This window comes from Allobosea sp. P4_E12, assembly GCF_056401655.1.
Genome location: NZ_JBFUIY010000006.1, coordinates 203,221 through 221,699, shown reverse-complemented (window position 1 = coordinate 221,699; position 18,479 = coordinate 203,221). Strand labels below are relative to the sequence as shown.

General features: G+C 66.0%; 20 protein-coding genes and 1 pseudogene. 9 read left to right on the top strand and 12 right to left on the bottom strand.

All coding sequences use genetic code 11. From position 1 onward, the window contains the following. Window positions 1-69: 69 nt before the first annotated feature. From AC1DW9_RS09985 to AC1DW9_RS09970, 4 genes are read right to left on the bottom strand one after another with little or no spacing between them, the layout of a single operon-like run. A complete protein-coding gene (locus AC1DW9_RS09985) occupies window positions 70-1,419 on the bottom strand; it encodes an LLM class flavin-dependent oxidoreductase (RefSeq protein ID WP_441504542.1) in 1,350 nt (449 codons plus the stop codon). A 23-nt stretch (window positions 1,420-1,442) separates the two neighbouring features. Next, window positions 1,443-2,186: an ABC transporter ATP-binding protein gene (locus tag AC1DW9_RS09980; RefSeq protein WP_441504543.1), complete on the bottom strand. Its 744-nt coding sequence runs from the start codon at window positions 2,184-2,186 to the stop codon at window positions 1,443-1,445. Further along, window positions 2,183-3,067, bottom strand: coding sequence for an ABC transporter permease (locus tag AC1DW9_RS09975; protein WP_476775848.1), 885 nt, complete (start codon window positions 3,065-3,067; stop codon window positions 2,183-2,185). Before AC1DW9_RS09975 ends, AC1DW9_RS09980 begins: the two co-directional genes overlap by 4 nt. 8 nt (window positions 3,068-3,075) lie before the next feature. Continuing rightward, a complete protein-coding gene (locus AC1DW9_RS09970) occupies window positions 3,076-4,119 on the bottom strand; it encodes a PhnD/SsuA/transferrin family substrate-binding protein (RefSeq protein ID WP_441504545.1) in 1,044 nt (347 codons plus the stop codon). A 405-nt stretch (window positions 4,120-4,524) separates the two neighbouring features. Between AC1DW9_RS09970 and AC1DW9_RS09965 the strand changes: the two genes are divergently transcribed. Further along, window positions 4,525-5,001, top strand: a complete 477-nt coding sequence (locus AC1DW9_RS09965) for a CYTH domain-containing protein (RefSeq protein ID WP_441504849.1) — start codon at window positions 4,525-4,527, stop codon at window positions 4,999-5,001. Window positions 5,002-5,148: 147 nt separating this feature from the next. Here AC1DW9_RS09965 and AC1DW9_RS09960 read toward each other — a convergent pair whose 3' ends face one another. Further along, window positions 5,149-5,481, bottom strand: a complete 333-nt coding sequence (locus tag AC1DW9_RS09960; protein WP_476775847.1) for a hypothetical protein — start codon at window positions 5,479-5,481, stop codon at window positions 5,149-5,151. Window positions 5,482-5,800: 319 nt separating this feature from the next. Between AC1DW9_RS09960 and AC1DW9_RS09955 the strand changes: the two are divergent. From AC1DW9_RS09955 to AC1DW9_RS09945, 3 genes and pseudogenes are all read left to right on the top strand, one after another. Continuing rightward, window positions 5,801-6,791 (top strand): annotated as a pseudogene (locus AC1DW9_RS09955) (aldo/keto reductase). 32 nt (window positions 6,792-6,823) lie between these two features. Then, on the top strand, window positions 6,824-7,015 hold the full coding sequence (locus tag AC1DW9_RS09950) for a hypothetical protein (RefSeq protein WP_441504547.1): 192 nt from the start codon (window positions 6,824-6,826) through the stop codon (window positions 7,013-7,015). Beyond that, window positions 7,012-7,251 (top strand): MFS transporter, encoded by a 240-nt coding sequence (locus AC1DW9_RS09945; protein WP_476775867.1) that lies wholly within the window; start codon window positions 7,012-7,014, stop codon window positions 7,249-7,251. The genes AC1DW9_RS09950 and AC1DW9_RS09945 overlap by 4 nt, the downstream gene beginning before the upstream one ends. On the opposite strand, the gene AC1DW9_RS09940 is transcribed toward AC1DW9_RS09945, so the two are convergent. After that, the gene (locus AC1DW9_RS09940; protein ID WP_441504548.1) at window positions 7,248-7,922 is read right to left on the bottom strand and encodes a LuxR C-terminal-related transcriptional regulator; all 675 of its coding nucleotides are present in this window, start codon (window positions 7,920-7,922) and stop codon (window positions 7,248-7,250) included. The genes AC1DW9_RS09945 and AC1DW9_RS09940 overlap by 4 nt on opposite strands. A 322-nt stretch (window positions 7,923-8,244) precedes the next feature. On the opposite strand from AC1DW9_RS09940, the gene AC1DW9_RS09935 reads away from it, so the two are divergent. Beyond that, window positions 8,245-8,370 carry a hypothetical protein gene (locus AC1DW9_RS09935; RefSeq protein WP_441504549.1) on the top strand — a complete coding sequence of 42 codons (126 nt, stop codon included), beginning with the start codon at window positions 8,245-8,247 and terminating at the stop codon, window positions 8,368-8,370. A 197-nt stretch (window positions 8,371-8,567) separates the two neighbouring features. On the opposite strand, the gene AC1DW9_RS09930 is transcribed toward AC1DW9_RS09935, so the two are convergent. The 5 genes from AC1DW9_RS09930 to AC1DW9_RS09910 all read right to left on the bottom strand — a co-directional run bounded on the left by AC1DW9_RS09930 (window position 8,568) and on the right by AC1DW9_RS09910 (window position 12,848). After that, window positions 8,568-9,350, bottom strand: a complete 783-nt coding sequence (locus AC1DW9_RS09930) for a DUF4344 domain-containing metallopeptidase (protein WP_441504550.1) — start codon at window positions 9,348-9,350, stop codon at window positions 8,568-8,570. 864 nt (window positions 9,351-10,214) lie between these two features. Then, complete coding sequence (locus AC1DW9_RS09925; RefSeq protein ID WP_441504551.1) at window positions 10,215-10,913, bottom strand: RibD family protein; 699 nt, start codon at window positions 10,911-10,913, stop codon at window positions 10,215-10,217. 101 nt (window positions 10,914-11,014) lie between these two features. After that, entirely contained in the window at window positions 11,015-12,082 is a 1,068-nt protein-coding gene (locus AC1DW9_RS09920) for an NAD(P)-dependent alcohol dehydrogenase (protein WP_441504552.1), read from the bottom strand. Next, complete coding sequence (locus tag AC1DW9_RS09915; protein ID WP_476855078.1) at window positions 12,079-12,435, bottom strand: carboxymuconolactone decarboxylase family protein; 357 nt, start codon at window positions 12,433-12,435, stop codon at window positions 12,079-12,081. The genes AC1DW9_RS09920 and AC1DW9_RS09915 overlap by 4 nt, the downstream gene beginning before the upstream one ends. Next, window positions 12,432-12,848 (bottom strand): (R)-mandelonitrile lyase, encoded by a 417-nt coding sequence (locus tag AC1DW9_RS09910; protein ID WP_476775845.1) that lies wholly within the window; start codon window positions 12,846-12,848, stop codon window positions 12,432-12,434. The genes AC1DW9_RS09915 and AC1DW9_RS09910 overlap by 4 nt, the downstream gene beginning before the upstream one ends. 126 nt (window positions 12,849-12,974) lie before the next feature. Here AC1DW9_RS09910 and AC1DW9_RS09905 point away from each other — a divergent pair, with 126 nt between their 5' ends. Beyond that, a complete protein-coding gene (locus AC1DW9_RS09905; protein ID WP_441504555.1) occupies window positions 12,975-13,868 on the top strand; it encodes a LysR family transcriptional regulator in 894 nt (297 codons plus the stop codon). 256 nt (window positions 13,869-14,124) lie between these two features. On the opposite strand, the gene AC1DW9_RS09900 is transcribed toward AC1DW9_RS09905, so the two are convergent. Continuing rightward, window positions 14,125-15,057, bottom strand: a complete 933-nt coding sequence (locus AC1DW9_RS09900) for a LysR family transcriptional regulator (protein ID WP_441488461.1) — start codon at window positions 15,055-15,057, stop codon at window positions 14,125-14,127. Between the two features lie 291 nt (window positions 15,058-15,348). Here AC1DW9_RS09900 and AC1DW9_RS09895 point away from each other — a divergent pair, with 291 nt between their 5' ends. Genes AC1DW9_RS09895 through AC1DW9_RS09885 form a run of 3 tightly spaced genes read left to right on the top strand, consistent with a single transcriptional unit; the run spans window position 15,349 to window position 18,394 of the window. Then, complete coding sequence (locus AC1DW9_RS09895) at window positions 15,349-16,782, top strand: NAD-dependent succinate-semialdehyde dehydrogenase (protein WP_441488837.1); 1,434 nt, start codon at window positions 15,349-15,351, stop codon at window positions 16,780-16,782. Window positions 16,783-16,822: 40 nt separating this feature from the next. Continuing rightward, on the top strand, window positions 16,823-17,809 hold the full coding sequence (locus AC1DW9_RS09890; protein WP_441488462.1) for a dihydrodipicolinate synthase family protein: 987 nt from the start codon (window positions 16,823-16,825) through the stop codon (window positions 17,807-17,809). A gap of 33 nt (window positions 17,810-17,842) precedes the next feature. Next, window positions 17,843-18,394, top strand: coding sequence for a 3-hydroxyanthranilate 3,4-dioxygenase (locus AC1DW9_RS09885; protein WP_441488463.1), 552 nt, complete (start codon window positions 17,843-17,845; stop codon window positions 18,392-18,394). Window positions 18,395-18,479: the final 85 nt, after the last annotated feature.

Here is an 18,479-nt window from a genome sequence, read left to right as displayed (position 1 = left end):
TGATCGTAGCCCCAGGACCACCCGCCCGAGACAGCTCCCGTAGCGCGGTCTCGGCGCGCGCTGCGGCGATCAGGCGGATCTTTGCAGCGGCGCCTGCTGGTCGAATTGGCTCGGCACCGGATCGAGCCCCAGGCGCTGGCGTAAGGTGCCCTCGCCATACTCGGTCCGGAACAGTCCGCGCTTCTGCAGCAATGGCACGACCTCGCTGGTGAAGAGAGCGAACTGGCGCGGCAGGATCGGCGGCATGACGTTGAAGCCGTCGGCCGCGCCCGAGACGAACCAGTCCTCGATCACATCGGCGATCTGCTCGGGCGTGCCGGTCGCGGTGAAATGCCCGCGCGCTCCGGCAAGGCTGTGCAGCAACCCGCGCAGCGTCGGCCGCTCGCGCCCGACCAGGGCGGTGATCGCCTGCGCCCGGCTGCGCGAGGCCTGCACCTGCGAGGGATCGGGAAAATCGTCGACCGACAGGACCTGGTCGAGCTGCAGATGCGAGAAATCATGGCCGCCGAAGCGGTTCGACAGGCGCGACAGGCCAACTGTCGGGTGGGACAGCTCGTTCAACTCCTCCCATACCCGCTTCGCCTCGACTTCAGTCGAGCCGATCGCAGCGCTGATCCCGGGCAGGATGACGATCTGGTCGCCCCGGCGGCCGAGCACGCGGGCTTGCGTCTTGATGTCGGAATAGAAGGCAATCGCGCTCTCCTTGGTGAGATGCGCGGTGAAGATCGCCTCGGCATAGCGGGCCGCGAAAGCACGGCCATCGGTCGAGGCGCCCGCCTGGACGAAGACGGGCCTCCCCTGCGGCGAGCGCGGGATGTTCAGCGCGCCGGCAACCCCGAAATGCGTGCCGCGATGGTCGGCGCGGCGGATCCGGTCGGGCCTGGCGAAATGCCCGGTCTCGCGGTCGTCGAGGATCGCGTCCGCCGCCCAGCTGTCCCAGAGTTTCGAGGCAACCTCGACGAACTCGTGAGCCCGCTCATAGCGCTGGTCGATCCCGGCCTGCCGCTCCTGGCCAAAGTTCCCCGCGGCCGCCGGCGCCCAGGAGGTCACGATGTTCCAGCCGATGCGGCCGCCGCTGAGATGGTCGAGCGAGGCGAGCTGCCGGGCGAGATTGTAAGGCTCGCTATAGGTCGTCGAGGCCGTCGCGATCAACCCGATGCGCTCGGTCAGCGCCGAGAGTGCGCCGAGCAGGGTCAGCGGTTCGAGTTCCCCGCGCGCCGCATGTTCAAGCTCGTCGCCCAGCGCGACATGGTCGGCGAAGAAGACGGAATCGAGCTTTGCCGCCTCAGCCGCCAGCGCCAGGTCGCGGTAGTAGGCGACGTCGGTCAGCGCCCGCTGCGTCGAACCGTCGTGACGCCAGGCCGCCTCGTGATGGCCGCGACCGTTGATGAAGAGATTGAGGTGAAGTTCACGGGTCATGGGTTCGCTCTCTCGGGTGTCGGTCAGATGGGATCGGTGACGCCGAGGGCGGCGAGGAGTTCGCCACGCAGCACAGCAAAGCCCGGGTGCCTGGCGCGCGGGTGGGCCAAGGAAACCGGCTGGTCGAGGGTGATGCGTCCTTCGTCGATGACGAGCACGCGATCGGCGAGCTTGATCGCTTCGTCGACGTCATGGGTGACGAGCAGGACGGTCGGGCGATGCTGCCGGATCAGGCGGAAGAGGAGATCGTGCATCCGGATCCGCGTCAGCGCGTCGAGTGCGCCGAAGGGCTCGTCCGCCAGAAGCAGGCGCGGCTGGCGCACCAGGGAGCGGGCGAGCGCCACCCGTTGCTGTTCGCCGCCGGAAAGCGCGTTCGGCCACGCCTCCTCCCGCCCGGAGAGGCCGACATCGGCCAGCGCCTGCCGCCCGCGAGCGTCGCTGTCGGCCGCATGCAGGCCGAAGACGACATTCTGCAGCACGCTCTTCCAGGGCAGCAGCCGCGAATCCTGGAAGAGGACGGAGCGGTCGGCCGGCACCGTGAGCGTGCCCTCGCCCTCGACACCATCGTCGAGCCCGGCGATGGCGCGCAGCAACGTGCTCTTGCCCGAACCGCTCTTGCCGATGAGCGCGACGAACTCGCCCGCGGCGAAATCCAGCGAGGCGGGCCCGAGCACACTGCGGCCGGAGAAGCGGCGCGTGACGTCGCGCAGGCTGACCGCGAGGGCGTCCGGCTGCGGCAGGCGGAGCGGATGAGCCGAGGCGTTCATGACGCCAGCGCCTTGCGATAGGACAACGCCTTGCGCTCCCAGAGCCGGACGGCGAAATCGGAGCCGAGGCCGAGCACCGCATAGATCGCGAGGCCGACCACGATGATATCGGTCTGGCCATAGTCGCGGGCGCGGTTCATCAAGTAGCCGATGCCCTGGCTGGTATTGATCTGTTCGAGCACGACGAGCGCCGTCCAGCAGGTGGTCACGGCAAGTCGCAGGCCGGTGAAGAAGCCCGGCAACGCGCCGGGCAGCGCCACCTCGCGCAGGAAGGCGCTGCGCGTCAGCCCGACGCTGCGGGCGAGCTCGACATGGCGGATATCGATGCCCCGCAGCGCCGCATGGGTGTTGATATAGATCGGCACGAAGACGCTGGAGGCGATCAGGGCCACCTTCATGGCCTCGCCGATCCCGAGCCAGAGGATCGCGAGCGGGATCAGCGCGAGCGTCGGGATCGCCCGCTTGATCTGGACGAGGCCGTCGATCGAGGCCTCGCCGATCCGGCTGAGACCGGATGCGAGCGCCAGCAGCAGGCCGACCGCGACGCCGATGCCGAGCCCCAGATAGGCGCGCCCCGCCGATGCCAGGAAATGGTCGGCAAGCGTGCCCGATTGCAGCAGCTCGAAGCCGGTGAACAGGGCGGTCGACGGCGCCGCGAGGAATTTCGGCGAGAGCCACCCCGTCAGCGAGGCGAGCTCCCAGAGAACGACCAGCGCGACCGGCCCGAACAGGATGGCGCCCGCAGGCAGGCGGCCCGGCGCCAGTTTCGGGAGCTTGCCCTGCGCGGGGGGCGTCGGGTTCGCCTGCGCCGGAACGCCCGCAATCGCGGCGAAGGGCACCGAATAGGCCGTGGCAATCAGCGCGTGGCTTTGATCGGACATGGACAGCCTCAATTGGATTTGGCGGCGATGATGTCGTCGAAGCGCAGATCGAATTCCTCGCGTGCATCGAGCCGTTTCGGCAGGTCGCCAGCCTCGTGGATGACGTCGATCAAGGCCTGCTGCTTCGGGATCAGGCTGGCGAGCAGGGGAAATTCGAAGCGCCCCTCGGCTTCGACGATCCTGCGCCCATCCGCCGGCTTGAGGTTCTGGCGCTTGACGTAATAGGCCTCGACCCAGCCCTCGGCATTCGCATGCGACCAGCGGTTGGCATCGATCCAGGCCGCCACGAACTCGCGAATGGCTGCGAGCTTGGCCGGATCGTCCAGGGCCCGCTTGCTCGCATAGAGATAGGTCAGGCTCTTCGGCAGGCGGTCGTTCTGGTCCTTCGGCAGGGCGCTCGCGCCGCGATCGGCGAAATCGGCGAGATAGCGCGAGAAATGCGGCTCGTTCAGCGCCGCCACATCGACCTGCCCCGTTCGCACCGCATCCGGGAAATCGGCGGCCCGCAAGGGCACGAGCCGCACATCCTTCTTCGTCAGCCCCGCGAGCTTCAGCGCGTTGAGAACGAAGGGCTGACGGCCCGTCCCCTCGCCATAGGCGATGCTCTTGCCGCGCAGTTCCTCCAGCGAGGCGATCTTCAGCCCGGGGCGTACGGCCAGCGCGTAGTCGGTTTCGGACGAGGTGCGCGCCGCCACGATCGGAATCTGCTCGCCAGCCGCATGGGCCTGGATGGGCGGCGTGTTGCCGACGGTCGCGAGATCGAGAGCCCCCGCCCGGAAGGCTTCGAGAATGGCCGGGCCGCCGAGAAAATTGGCATAGGTCACCTGGCTCGACAGCCTGTCATGGGCGCCCGACGCCCGCATCAGGCTCTGCAGCGCCTCATTCTGATCGGCGACGACCAGCCTCGTGCCGACCGGAGCCTTCGCAAGTGGTGCGGGCTGCCCCTGGGCCGCCGCAAGACCGGGGGCGGCGACCGAAAGCAGGAGCGACATGGCCAGGATCGTGCGGCGCCTCAGCCCTTGTGTCCCTGCGGAAAGCGCATCGCTCGACATGGTTGTTCCTCACTCAGCTCGTGCCCGGCCAGGGATGAATGTCGCGACCGGCCGTCGAAATACTGGCGAAGAATCGTTCTTTTAGTCAAACAGAATGTTCTTTCTGAAATACAACGAAACGGCGAACGTCATTCTCCTGGAGCTGCGCATGCGAGAACGCTGCTGCTCGGCGAAAAATTCTGTCTCCGGGAGGACGATGACGGAGCAAAGCGTTCGCTGTTGCTGCGGAGGCACGGCCAGTATTGCGGCGGCACCGGAAAAGGGCCTTCGACGCCTGCCGGCCGAAACCCAATCCGGGATGCCGATCCGGGGTCCGGAGTGAAGCGGTGAGCTCCCCCTATAGGTTATGCCGAGAACGCCAATCAGGTTATCGCTGGTGAGACGAGACCCAACAGCGAACCGGACATGGGCACAGAGATTGAACGCAAATTCCTCGTCATCGCCGACGATTGGCGGGAGAAAGCTGGCCCGGGGCAGCCCCTGCGCCAGGGCTATCTTACGCCGAAGGGGACAACCAGCGTCCGCATCCGCTGTGCCGCCGCTGAGGCGTTCCTCACCATCAAGGGGGAGACTCATGGTCTGGCCCGCCCGGAGTTCGAATACGAAATCCCCGTCGCGGAAGCCGAGGAGATGCTGCTGACGCTGTGCATCGGCCCACCCCTCGAAAAGACGCGATACAGGGTCGAGCATGGCGGGTTGACGTGGGACGTGGATGTGTTCTCAGGCCGCCATGCAGGGCTTGTGATCGCCGAGGTCGAACTGATCGAGGCCGCTCAGCATGTCGATCTTCCGTCTTGGGTCGGACTCGAAGTCACGAATGATCCTCGCTACCGAAATGCCGCGCTCGCCGAGGGGGACGTTCTGCCTCCAGCGTCGCCATAAGTTCGCCCCTCTTCCAGCGGTGACGGGCATTTTTGGGTTTGCCGCCTTCCGCCCCCCGGAGATATCGAGGATCAGTGGCAGGCGACAGCCTTCTGCCTCTGCATCGGCTGCCCGCAAAAGCCGCAATCCGCTTTTCGGGCCGGCGCCCTAAGGCTCCCCGCCATTGGGGTTCGGCCCCTCGCCGCCTCGCCGCGGCTGATCGCCAAGGCGCTCGGCCACGGCCTCCCGAGCCTGCGCAAAGATCATCCCGACCGTCGCGACGATATCGTTGAGCAGACGAGCATCCTCTTCGATGGAGACGCCTTCAATCGTTGCGTTCTTGGCGTCGTTCAGAAACCGCTGCTCCAGGGCATCGAGACACTCCGGCCCGCCCAGAATGGCGATCTCGACCAGGGCGTTCCTGGCGAGGCTCGCGGCACCGGCCAGCGACGCTGCCAGCGTGTTGATGAAGGCCTCTTGGCCATGGGGACCGCCGTGCATGGTTCCCTCCCGGTTGCGGGCAATGATCGCACCGAGCGAGACGCCGTGTCGAATCCAGCTGCCACTCCCAGCAGATTGCCGGAGCGGCCATCTGGGTTTGAGTTTCGCCCCGGAGCAGACCTCCACCAGCGGCGCACTCGCCGCTCCCGAAAGGTACGGCGCGTGACGAACGCGCCAGTTTAGCACGCCACGGCTCAGGCTTACTCATGAACTACGGATATGACTTCATGCGGTCTATGCCGTCTAATTGATCGATGGCGCCTCCCCTATCTTCGGCAGCACGGCGAGAGAACGCCCTTTGAACCCCGGAGAACAGGCGATGAAGTCACGTCTTCTTGGACAGAATGGCCTAGCGGTGTCGGCCCTCGGTTATGGCTGCATGGGGCTGGATTTCGGCTATGCCAACAGGCTCAGCAGGCAGGAGGGCGTCACGCTGATCCGCCAGGCGGTGGAGCGCGGCGTCACCTTCTTCGATACGGCCGAAGTCTATGGCCCCTACACCAATGAGGAGATGGTCGGGGAAGCGCTACGACCGGTCCGTGACCAGGTGGTGATCGCCACCAAGTTCGGCTTCAACTTCGTCGAGGGCAAGCAGTCCGGCCTGAACAGCCGGCCCGCGCAGATCAAGGCGGTCGCGGATGCCTCCCTCAAGCGGCTCGGCGTCGATGTCATCGACCTGTTCTACCAGCACCGTGTCGACCCCCGGCGTGCCGATCGAGGATGTCGCCGGCGCCGTCAAGGACCTGATCGCGGCCGGCAAGGTCAGGCATTTCGGGCTCTCCGAACCCGGCGCGAAGACAGCACGCCGCGCCCATGCCGTGCAGCCGATCACCGCCCTGCAGAACGAGTATTCGCTGTGGACGCGCGGCGTCGAGAGCAATGGCATCCTGGAAACCTGCGAGGAACTGGGCATCGGCCTCGTGCCCTACAGCCCGCTCGGCAAGGGTTTTCTCACCGGCGCGATGAGCAAGGACACCAAGCTCGGCGAGGGCGATTTCCGCAGCATCCTGCCGCGTTTCACTCCCGAAGCCATGGCGAAGAACCAGGCCTTGGTCGATCTCCTCCAGCGCATCGCCACCGAGAAGGGCGCGAAGCCGGCGCAGATCGCGCTCGCCTGGCTGCTCGCCCAGAAGCCCTGGATCGTGCCGATCCCCGGAACGACCAAGCTTCATCGCCTCGAGGAGAACCTTGGCGCCGTCGCGGTCGAGCTCACCGCCGCCGATCTTGCCGAGATCGAGCAGGCTGCGGCGGCGATCGCGATCGAGGGCGAGCGCTATCCCGCGCAATTGCTCGCGACCACCGGCCTTTGAGCGCCGGCAGGTCAACCGTACGGAACTGGCCCATGAGCAACGACATCGAAGCCAAGGCGCTGGCCTGCGCCGCCGCCCGGTCGCGCCCTGATGCGGCCGGCCAGCCCTGGCGGGTGCTCGGCGTGCTCAGCGTGCTGATGGGTTTCGCGTCGATCTCGACCGACCTCTATCTGCCCGCCTTGCCGGAGATGGCGCACGCGCTCTTCGCGCCGATACCGGGCTGATCGAGCTCACGGTCTCGGGTTTCCTGACCGGCTTCAGCCTCGGCCAGCTGTTCTGGGGCCCGATCAGCGACCGCTATGGCCGGTGCCGGCCGGTGGCGATCGGCCTCGTGCTCTTCGTCATCGGCTCGGCCGGTTGCGCATTCGCGGGCAGCGCCGGAGCGATGATCGGCTGGCGCATCGTCCAGGCCGTCGGCGCCATCATCTCGGGCAAGCAGATGAGATCAGGCTTCCCTTAGGAGTGGAGCCTTGTGACCGTCGCGATGGTCATCGGCGGATAGAGCCTTTGCGCGGCGAGCACCACCTCGAGGCGGTTGCGCACGTTCAGCTTGGCCATCAGGTTGGTCATGTAGCCCTTGATGGTCTTGTCGCTGAGCGACAGCTCGCGGGCAATCTCGCTGTTGCGTTTCCCAAGCAGCAGCAATTTGACGATCTGCTCCTCGCGGACGCTGAGCCTGTTGCTGATCGCCTTCTGGCGTTCGACCGCCTTGTCCTGCAAGGCACCGATCACCTTGGTCGCGAAGGCGGGTGTGACATAGACATCGCCGTGCTGCGCGGCCTGAAGCGCCTGGAACAGATCCTCGCCGGGGCTGCCTTTCAGGACATAGCCCCTTGCTCCGGCATCCAGGGCCCTGATCGCATCATCGGGGCTTGTCGAGGCTGTGAACACGATGATCTTTGTCTCGGGAGCGATCTTCAGCGCGTCCGCAATCGCCTGGAAGACATCCCCCACCATATTGAGATCGACGATCATCTCACCGGGGCGGTGCGTCCTGACGATCGAGACGATATCCTCCGCGATGTTCCCGGTCGCGGTGAGCGCGAAACCGCCCCATCGTTTGAGCAGTGCTCCGATCCCCTCCATCAACAAGGGGTGGTCGTCGACGATCGCAACCGAGCGGTCCGGCATGATCCCAGAACCTCTGTACCGTACTTCACCTCCCCAGGCCGAGCGAATGGTTGCTTAGTCAACGCTCTTTGTAAATGCTAAAAAAATCGAAACATTCTCGAACCATCATGGGCCGGAAGCGGAGCAGGAAGGCCGGGCTGGCAGGGGTTCGACCATGGCTCCGCGATTTGCCGCCCTGCTGCCCCGGCGCTGCGATGGTCAGGGCAACGATCACACCATCAGTTTGCGCCGGGATAAACTTCGAGGCGAGGATTCATCGGGATTTAGTCGCCAATCTGTACTATGATGACGGGGTGGGGACCTACTCAACGAGGGCTGCGCAATGAAAACACTCCTGATCCTGGCTATTTCAGTGGCGTTGTCTGGCGTCGGCGGATGCGCCTATTACGGCAAGGGCAAAGCACCCCCGCCCGCGCCAGCGGCAACGCCCATCGTCACCAAGGGCTGACGCCCCAAGCCAATATGTCAGAGAACGGCCGGTTCAACTGGCCGTTCTCTTCTCACAATACTTGCCTGCTTTGCTCTGCTTGCCTGAATTCTATCCCTCGATGTCTCGGCGACGGGTGCGCGAGGCCGCGCGCCTGGTGAGCCCGCTGATAGGGTCCCGAGAGCCAAGCCGGGCTTCACCTTCTGCAGACAGACACTCTATTTCGGCGCGGCGGAATTCACCTGCGGATACAGCCGGGCCAGCGCCGCCTGGTCAAGATGCGGGACGAGCAGCGTCTTGAAGGCGTGGTCGACCTGTTCATATTCGACCTTGCAGCCACTGGCGCGTTCGGCCGGCAGCACGCCCTTGTCGACCAGCGCCTTGTAGCGGACGGGGTCGGAGCCATAGGCGAGGCAAAGCACGTTGTACATGCGCTGCAGCGGAGTGCTGTGAGCATCGGCGAATGTCTGCCCGTCGACCGGGCCGCCCGGCATCCGCTTGAGCTTCTTGAAGCTGTGGACGCCCGCCTCGTTGAGGTAGCAATAGACGATGCCGGCGATCAGGCCGTAGGCATCAGCCTTGTAAAGGTTGAGCTCCATGTAGGACGCAACGAAATCGGCGGCGTCCTCCTCATTCCCCAGCACCGGAATCTTGAGATAGTCGAAGATCGCGTGCCCGCCTTCGTGAAGAAACAGGTCGATGACCGGCCCGACAAGAGCATCGTTCTCACTCACCCAATCGGGCCGCTTGGGACCCCGCGCGATGTCGAGGACATACGCGACATACTCGTAGCAGATCGTGATCTCGTCATTCTCGAACCAGGCATCGATCTCGCCGTCGCAGCCCTTCGCCTTCAGCGTCAATGGCCTCGGCAGCCGGAAAAGCCGGTAGAATTCGGCCGCCTTCTCGAGTGCCTGCTTTTCACGCAGGAGATCGAGGACGGGCTGATGCGCCGGGTTCTTCGGCGCCTCGTAGGTGATGGTGACGACAGGCGCCGGCACGGCGGGCTGCGCGGATGCCGCTCCGGTCACGCTCAAAGCCAAGCCGAAAGCGCACACGCCGAATGACAGTCTGGAGGCTGGCCTCATGGCGGCTCCCCTTCCTGATGCGACCGATCAGGTAGATGCCAGCCTAACCCAGAAGGAGTGCTTGCGGGAGAGCGTCTGCGCCGTGGCAGGTCGGCTGAGACTTCGGATGGGATGACCGGGTTTCGATCGGGACGGCACCTCGGCCTTGCCCGGCATCGCCGCGCGTTGGCAATGGAGGATACGAGAGCCGGAATAACCGTAATGTGTCCTTCGCCTCATAGACCGGACCTTCCCGCCCCCGCGATGATCTGCCCATACTCATGGGGTGGGTTGCAGGGGGTATGAGATGGACCAGAGACGCGTCGCGGCGGCCGTCGAGGCGGCCGCCCGGGCATTGCATGAATCCGTACGAAACCATCATCAGTTTCATTGGGACAAGATGACCGAAACCTGGCGACAGGACTTGCGGAGCTACATTCAGCCCAGCGTGATCGCTGCGCTCGAGGCATCGGACCGGATCGTCGCGTCCTCGCCTCCCAGATCGGCATCGGTTGCGAGGCCGCGGCTGCCCTCGGTCGGGCGCTGACGCCGGCACCGCAAAGGCGGAGCGACACAAGTGGTTGCATCGCCAGGACTGGCCGCGCCATGTGGAATGACGCGGCCATGATCCTGGGCACGCGTCCCTGCGCCCCTGCCGCTGGACCAGCAAGGCCATGTCGATGACGCTGCGACAGCGCACATCGCTACGCTCGAGCCGCTCGAAGGCGTCGTTGATCTCGTCCATGCCGATCATCTCGACATCGGGATGAACACCCTTCTTGGCGCAGCGTCCGGGCCTCAGCGGGGCGCCACGATGTAGCGCAGATGCAGGATGCCATGCGCCAGCGGTTCGCAGCTCTTGAAGGAGAGCTGCACATCGCCGTCGAGGCCGTCTTCTCCGGCCTCGACGAAACCCTGATGTCCGCCCCGTCCGTCGAGGGCGGGCACGAGGAGCAGGCTCAGCTCGTTGACCAGGCTTGCGGCGAAGAAAGAGCCGTTGATACCGGCGCCGCCCTCGAGCAGCAGCCGGTGGATGCCGAGCTCGTGGCCGAGGACATCCAGCATGGCGGCCAGATCGATCTTCGCGGTTTCGGCGACGATATAGGAGACACCGTCCGCGGCGAGTTCGGCGAGATGACTGTCTGCAACCCCAGGGCCGAGCAGCACCACGACAGGGTCGCCGCCGATCTTCGGCCCGGCAAAGTGGAGTTTGCCGGATGGATCGAGCGCTATCGCAAAGCACTCGGCTTCACGGACCGCGAAATGGCAGGGCCGCTCGACCGGGCCGACCTGGGCCGGTGCGTGCGGACCGACCTTGCTGATCTCGGCCATCGTTACCCGGCCGACGAGCCAGGCGTCGGGCTCGAGCCCCTCATGGACCTCTTCATAGAGCCTGGACCATTCGGCCTTGCTGCCATCGGGGCTCCAGGTGAAGCGGCTCGGATGGAGGCTGCCGTCCAGCGACGAGAGCATGTGGCAGATGACGATGGGTCTCATGGCTTGCTCCCCCAAGGCGCTCGCACGGAATGGCACCGCCCTTCGGAATGGCACCACCATGCGCGATGGCGCGGCCATGATCTTGATCCGACCCGCGCGCCCTACCCCGCCTGCGCTGGAACCAGCGAGGCCATGTCGATGACGAAGCGGTAGCGCACATCGGCGCGCTCGAGCCGCAGGAAGGCGTCGTTGATCTCGTCCATGCGGATCATCTCCACATCGGGATGAACCCCCTTCTTGGCGCAGAAATCCAGCATCTCCTGCGTCTCGGCGATGCCGCCGATCGGCGAGCCGGCGATACGCCGGCGGCCGAGCAGCAGCGGCACGGTCGAGGGCTCCGCGAGCGGCCCGACCTGGCCGACCAGGACGAGCGTCGCATCGACATCGAGCAGCGAGAGATAGGGGTTGATGTCGTGCCTGACCGGAACGGTATCGATGATCAGGTCAAAGCCGTTTGCGGCCCTGGCCATGGCCTCGGCATCGCTGGAGACCAGCAGCCGGTCGGCGCCGAGCGCCAGCGCATCGGCCTGCTTGTCTGCCGTACGGCTCATCACCGTGACATCGGCGCCGAGCGCAGCCGCGAGCTTCACCGCCATATGGCCGAGGCCGCCGAGACCAACCACGCCGACGCGGCTGCCCGGTCCGACATTCCAGGTGCGCAGCGGCGAATAGGTGGTGATGCCAGCGCAGAGCAGCGGCGCGACCTTGGCGAGATCGAGCCCGTCGGGCACGCGCAGCGCAAACTCCTCGCGCACCACGAGGTGCTTGGAATAGCCGCCATAGGTCGGCTCGGCCGGCTCGCAGGAGAAGCGCTCCTTGTCGTTATAGGTCTGGACATTGCCCTTGCGGCAGAGCTGTTCCAGCCCCTTGCGGCACTGGTCGCAGGCCTGGCAGGAATCGACCATGCAGCCGACGGCGACATGATCGCCGGCCTTGTAGCGGCGGACATCGCGGCCGACCGCGGTCACCCGGCCGACGATCTCATGGCCCGGCACCATGGGATACTGGCTCCAGCCCCAGTCGTTGCGGGCCTGGTGCAGATCGGTGTGGCAGACGCCGCAATAGAGCACCTCCATCGCAACATCGTTCGGCCGAAGCTCCCGCCGCGTGACATCGAAGGGGGCGAGCGGCGAAGCGGCCGACCGGGCGGCATAGCCAATGGTCTTCATCCCAGGTCTCCCGTCCTGATGGTCGTTGAAGCGCCGGCCTCATCGAGGGCCTGGCGCAGCACAGGAATGGCGGAATTGGCGGTCGGCCAGCCCGCTGAGAGGGCAAGATGGGTGACGAGCTCGGTCAGCTCGTCCGCCGTCACGCCATTGTCGAGCGCGCGCCGGACATGGCCGGGCGGTTCGTTCGTGCGGTTGAGCGCAACCAGGCTCGCGACGGTGATCCGGCTGCGGTCGCACTTCGACAGGCCGGGGCGCTCCCAGACCTCGCCGAACAGGACGCGATCGCCCAAACCGGCAAGGGCCGGAGCGACATCGCCATAGGCCTTTTGCGCAGGGCTGCGATCATCCGTCATCCCTGCACCTCTCCGCGATGAACCTGCCCGAGATAATCCTGGTCCACGACCTTCTCCATCCAGGTCACCACCGAACCATCCTTCATCGCGGCAATGGCGACATGCGCCATGGCGCAGTCCGGCGCGGCGCCGTGCCAGTGTTTCTCGCCCGGTTCGAACCAGACGATGTCGCCGGGCCGGATCTCCTCGACCGGACCGCCCTCGCGCTGCACCCGGCCCAGCCCCGAGAGCACCAGAAGGGTCTGGCCGAGCGGATGGGTGTGCCAGGCCGTCCGCGCTCCGGGTTCGAAGGTGACGGTCGCGCCGCTCAGGGCGGCGCCGCCGGCAAAGGGCGCATCGATCCTGACCGTGCCCGTGAAATACTCGGCCGGCCCCTTTGCAGAAGGCTGCGCCCCGCTTCGCTTGATGTCCATCCACGTTTCCTCACGTCCTCGTGCCTGGAGCCGGACAGACTCCCGCCCCTCCCAAGCACTGTAGCCGCGCGACATTCATTGGATTAGGCGATAGAAACCGCATGAAGCCATATCGGGAGTTCATGAATGCGGCGCGAGGAACTGGTCGATCTCAATGCCTTCCTGACGGTCGCCGAGGAGCAGAGTTTCACGCGCGCGGCCGCCAAGCTCGGCACCTCGCAATCCTCGCTGAGCCATACGATCCGCCGGCTCGAGACCAGGCTGGGCGTGCGCCTGCTGACCCGCACCACCCGCAGCGTCGCGCCGACCGCGGCCGGGGAGCGGCTGCTCGGCACGCTGCGCCCGGCTCTGGAGAGCATCGGCTCGGAACTGGCCTCCCTCAACGAGTTGCGCGAGAAGCCGGCCGGGACGATCCGCATCACGACCTCGGAGCACGCGGCGACGACCGTGCTCTGGCCGGCTCTGGAGCGGTTCCTGCCGCATTACCCCGACATCCATGTCGAGCTCAGCATCGATTCCAGCCTGACCGACATCGTCACCGAGCGCTTCGACGCCGGCGTCCGGCTCGGCGAAGCGCTCGCCAAGGACATGGTAGCGGTCCGGATCGGGCCGGATCTGCGCATGGTGGTGGTCGGATCGCCCGGCTATCTCGCCACCCGCTCCATTCCCCTGACCCCGCATGACCTCGCCGAGCACAGCTGCATCAACCTGCGCCTGTTGAGCGGCGGCGGCCTCTACGCCTGGGAGCTGGAGCGGGATGGACGCGAAGTCCGCGTCCGGGTGGAGGGTCGGCTCGCCTTCAACAATGTCAGTATGATCGCGCGCGCCGCCGAGGCCGGCTTCGGGCTCGGCTTCGTGATGGAGGACCATGTGGCGGAGCAGCTTGCCCGGGGCAGCCTGGTCCGCGTGCTGGAGGACTGGTGCCCGCCCTTTTCCGGCTACCACCTGTATTACCCCAGCCGGCGCCAGCCATCGGCGGCCTTTGCGCTGCTCGTCGAGGCTTTGAGGTATCACACGTGAGGCAGGTCTGACCGCCCCGGCGAATACTGCCGGATGATGAGAGCAGCGTCCGAGAATAGTCGCCCTTCCTCGTCGGCCGCTTTCCCCAGAGCGATCATTCGGCGCGGACAGCCGGACTGCCATGGCCAGCTGCTAGCGGATCTCCCCCCGGCCTGGTGCCCGCGCTCGGAGGAAGCACAGTCGAGATCGAGCGGAAGCCGCGCTGCAGGCCGTGGGGCGAGTCTGCGTCGTCTGACGGCCGTAGGCTCCGTGCCCGTCACATCCCCGCCTCGCTCGACATGCTCCAGTCCAGTTCGCCCAGTCGCCGGATCGAGCCGCGCAGAATGCTCTCGAAAGCCAGGACGGCGGGCGACGGCGAACGGCCGCTGGGCCGGATCATGACGACGTCGCGTGCGATCGTCGGCTCGACCAGGGGGCGGGCGGCGATCGGGCGATGTGGGGTCATGGCCAGCGCATAGGTCGGGAGCACCGCGATGCCGAGGCCGGCCTCGACCAGCGCCAATGCCGTGGCGATCTGCGAGACCGCGTAGAGCGGTCGCAACGGCACTTCAGCTGTCTCATAGCCGACCTCCACCAGCAGCCTGATACCGCTGTCCCTGGTCAGGGTGATCAGAGGCTGCCCGGCCAGATCGGCCCATGGCAGCGAGGAGCGCGTGGCGAAGGGATGAGTCCGGGCACAGAACAGCATGAGACTGTCCCGCGCCAGCGGCATGCGTTCGATGCCGTCCTCGATCGCCGAGAACGTGCCCAGCCCGCAATCTGCCCGGCCAAGCCTGACCTCCTCGACGATCGCATCAGTCCGCGCGTCGATGATGGCGACCTCGATGCCGGGATAGCGCTGGCCGAGCTCGACGATGGCCATCGGCAGCAGGACGGCCGCCAGCAAGGGGGGAGCAGCGACGACAATCCGGCCACGCCGTCTTTCTGCGAGATTATTGGCGTTGCGCACGGCCAGATCCAGGTCGTGCATGATCTTGGCCGAGGCGCCCTGGAACTCGCGCCCGCCCTCGGTCAGTTCGACGCGCCGCGTCGTCCGGTCGAACAGGCGCAGGCCGAGTTCCCGCTCCAGCTCACGCACGAGCTGCGAGAGTGCGGGCTGGGCCATGTGCAGCCGTTCCGCAGCCTTGGTGAAGGTGCCGCATTCCGCCACGGCGAGAAAGGCCTGGATCTGTCGAAGCGAGACGGTCATGGCAGACACTCATAAGCAAATCATCTGAATTCATACAAATATGTAGAATTGCCGTATAGCCCATCCCAATCGATGATCCTGGTCAAGGCGGGGGTCACGCATCGGGCGGGCCCGGCCCTGGAGATGGCCGGGGATGGCAGGGCTTCAGGTCAAGGAGCGTCCCGCGCAGCAGGATGACAACGGGCCTCGCAGCGCGCCGCACGGGCCATCGTGCCCCTCGCGGAGCGAAGCCGGATGCTCGTCGATCGCAAGCGCTGTGCTCCCGCCGGCACCGTCCATTCGAGGCTCATGATGAACTGCTACCCTGACCTTCAGATGTATATCGGCGGCGCATGGAAGAGCGCCTCGAATGGGCAGCCGGTCCTGAACCCCGTCGACGAGAGCGTCATCGGCATGGTCCCGCTCGCGACGCGGTCGGATCTGGACGCCGCGCTGTCCGCGTCGGCCGACGGGTTCAGGATCTGGAGCCGGACATCGCCGCGCCGGCGCGGCGAGATCATCCTCAAGGCCGCCGCCCTCATGCGTGAGCGCATCGAGGAGATCGCCTTCTCGATCACGCTGGAACACGGAAAGCCGATTGGACAGGCCCGCCTGGAGGTGATCCGGGGCTGCGAGTTCTTCGAATGGGATGCCGCCGAAGGCCAGCGCCTCTATGGCCGCGTCATCCCCAGCGAGCCCGGCATCAAATATATCGTCATGCATCAGCCGATCGGGATGGTGGCGGCTTTCTCGCCGTGGAACTTCCCGATGAGCCAGCCCTCCCGAAAGATCGCCGGCGCGTTGGCGGCCGGCTGCTCGATCATTCTCAAGGCTGCCGAGGAGACGCCTGCCGGCGCCATCCATATTGCCCGGGCCTTTCACGATGCCGGGCTGCCGGCCGGCGTGCTCAACCTCGTCTTCGGCATTCCGTCGGAGGTGTCCGACTATCTCATTCCCCAGGAGCAGACCCGCCTGATCGCCTTCACCGGCTCGACCGCGGTCGGCAAGCACCTGACGACTCTGGCGGCGCGCCATATGAAGCCCGTGCTCATGGAGCTTGGCGGCCACGCCCCGGTCATCGTTTGCGACGACGTCGACCCGGTGGCCGCCGCCATCGCCTCCGCGCAGCGCAAATCGCGCAATACCGGACAGGTCTGCACCTCTCCGACACGCTTCTTCGTTCACAAGAGCATCTACGCCACCTTCGCCCAGACCTTCGCCGAGAAGGCCCGCGCCGTGACCATCGGCAATGGCCTGGACCCGTCGACAGAGATGGGCCCCGTCGCCAATTCCCGCCGCATCGAGGCGCTCGAGACGCTTGTCGCCGATGCACGGGCCAAGGGAGGGCGCGTGCTGGCCGGCGGCGAACGGCTCGGCAACCGCGGCTACTTCTTCCCGGTCACCGTCATAGCAGATGTTCCCGATGACGCGCGCGCCATGCGAGAGGAGCCGTTCGGCCCGCTGGCGCTGATCAATCCGGTCTCGTCCCTCGACGAGGCGATCGAGAAGGCCAATGCCCTGCCCTTCGGGCTCGCCGCCTATGCGTTCACGCATGCCGCAAGCAATGCGGACCGGCTGGCGGAAAGGATCGAGGCCGGCAACCTCTCGATCAATACCCTCGAGGCCTCCGTCGCGGAGACGCCGTTCGGGGGCGTGAAGGACAGCGGCTACGGCCGCGAGGGCGGGGCCGAGGGGCTATCGCATTACACCGTCATCAAGAACGTCTCGCACCGCATGAGCATCTGAACGCGGTCTCTGACGGCGGGGCCGCAACAGGAGCATCGGCATGAAATATTCAAAGAAGGACGCAAAGGCCTATGCCCGCGCCAATATGAAAGGCATCTGGGCTGCCGCGCTGACGCCGTTCACCCGCGATCTCGCGATCGACCGGGACGGCTTCAGCGCGAATATCCGGCACTGGACCGATCAGCTCGGCATCGACGGCCTGTTCATCGCCGGCAAGCAGGGCGAGTTCTTCTCGATGTCGCTCGAAGAGCGCAAGCTCAGCTTCGAGATCGCCGTCGCGGCCGCGGCCGGCCGGGCCGCGACGATCATGTCCTGTTCGGACCAGAACATGGATGTGGTGATCGATCTCGCCCGGCATGCGCAGAAGGTCGGCGCCGACTACATCGTCATCCACGCCCCGGTCCTGCATTTCTTCAAGGCGCAGGAGGAGACGGTCTACGAATACTACCGGACGATTGCCGAGAAGGTCGATATCGGGATTGCGCTGTGGAGCCATCCCGACAGCGGCTACCTGCTCTCGCCACAGCTCTGCAACCGGCTGGCCGACATCGAGAACGTCGTCGCGATCAAGTACAGTGTGCCGCGCCCGATGTATGCCGAGCTTACCAGGCTCGCCGGCGATCGCATCCTGGTCAGCAGCGCCTCCGAGGAGGAATGGCTCGACAACATTCTCGAGCTCGGCTGGCAGCTCTATCTCTGCTCCTCGCCGCCCTGCCTGATCCAGACGCCGCATGATCTGCGGATGCGCGAATATACCGATCTCGCCTTCCGTGGCGACGCCGCGCAGGCGCGCGCCGTGCGCGACAGCCTGAACCCGGTCCGCGAGGCGCTGCGTGGCACACGGCCCGCCGAGAAGCCGCACGCCCATCAGAAATACTGGCAGGAGCTGCTCGGTCAGGCCGGGGGCCGGGTCAGGCCGCCGCTGCTGGAGCTGACGGAGACCGAGAAGGCTGCGACGCGCGCCGCCTTCGAGTCCTGCGGCCTGAAGCTGCACGCCGCAGATGCATCATTGGCCAAGACCGGCTGAACCGCCGGCAGACGAAACGGGAGAGGTGGAACGATGGCGACGGAAGGACGGCTGAAGGCCTTCAACTTCGCGAAATGGATCGAGGAGCACCAGCATCTGCTGAAGCCTCCGGTTGGCAACCAGCAGATCTGGACGGATTCCGACCTGATGGTCACCGTCGTCGGCGGCCCCAACCAGCGCACCGACTATCATGACGATCCGGTGGAGGAGTTCTTCTACCAGCTCAAGGGCGACATGATGCTCAAGGTCGTGGATGACGGGAAGCATTACGACGTGACGATCCGGGAGGGCGAGATCTTCCTGCTGCCGCCGCATGTGCGCCATTCGCCGCAGCGCCCGCAGGAAGGCTCGATCGGCCTCGTCATCGAGCCGAAGCGGCCCGAGGGCTGGCTCGACGCCTTCGAATGGTACTGCTTCAACTGCACGAAGCTCGTGCATCGCGTCGAGGTCGATCTGGTCAGCATCGTCGACGACCTGCCGCCGCTCTACAAGGCCTTCTACAACAACGAGCAGGCCCGCACCTGCCCGCATTGCGGCACGCTCCATCCCGGCAAGGAACCGCCGGCCGGATGGGTCTGCCTGTAGGAATTCAGCGGCGCGGCCGAATCCCGGCCGCGCCGTCGATTCCTCCCACGCAAGCGCCAGCACGAATAAGGCGCGGCAAAAATCT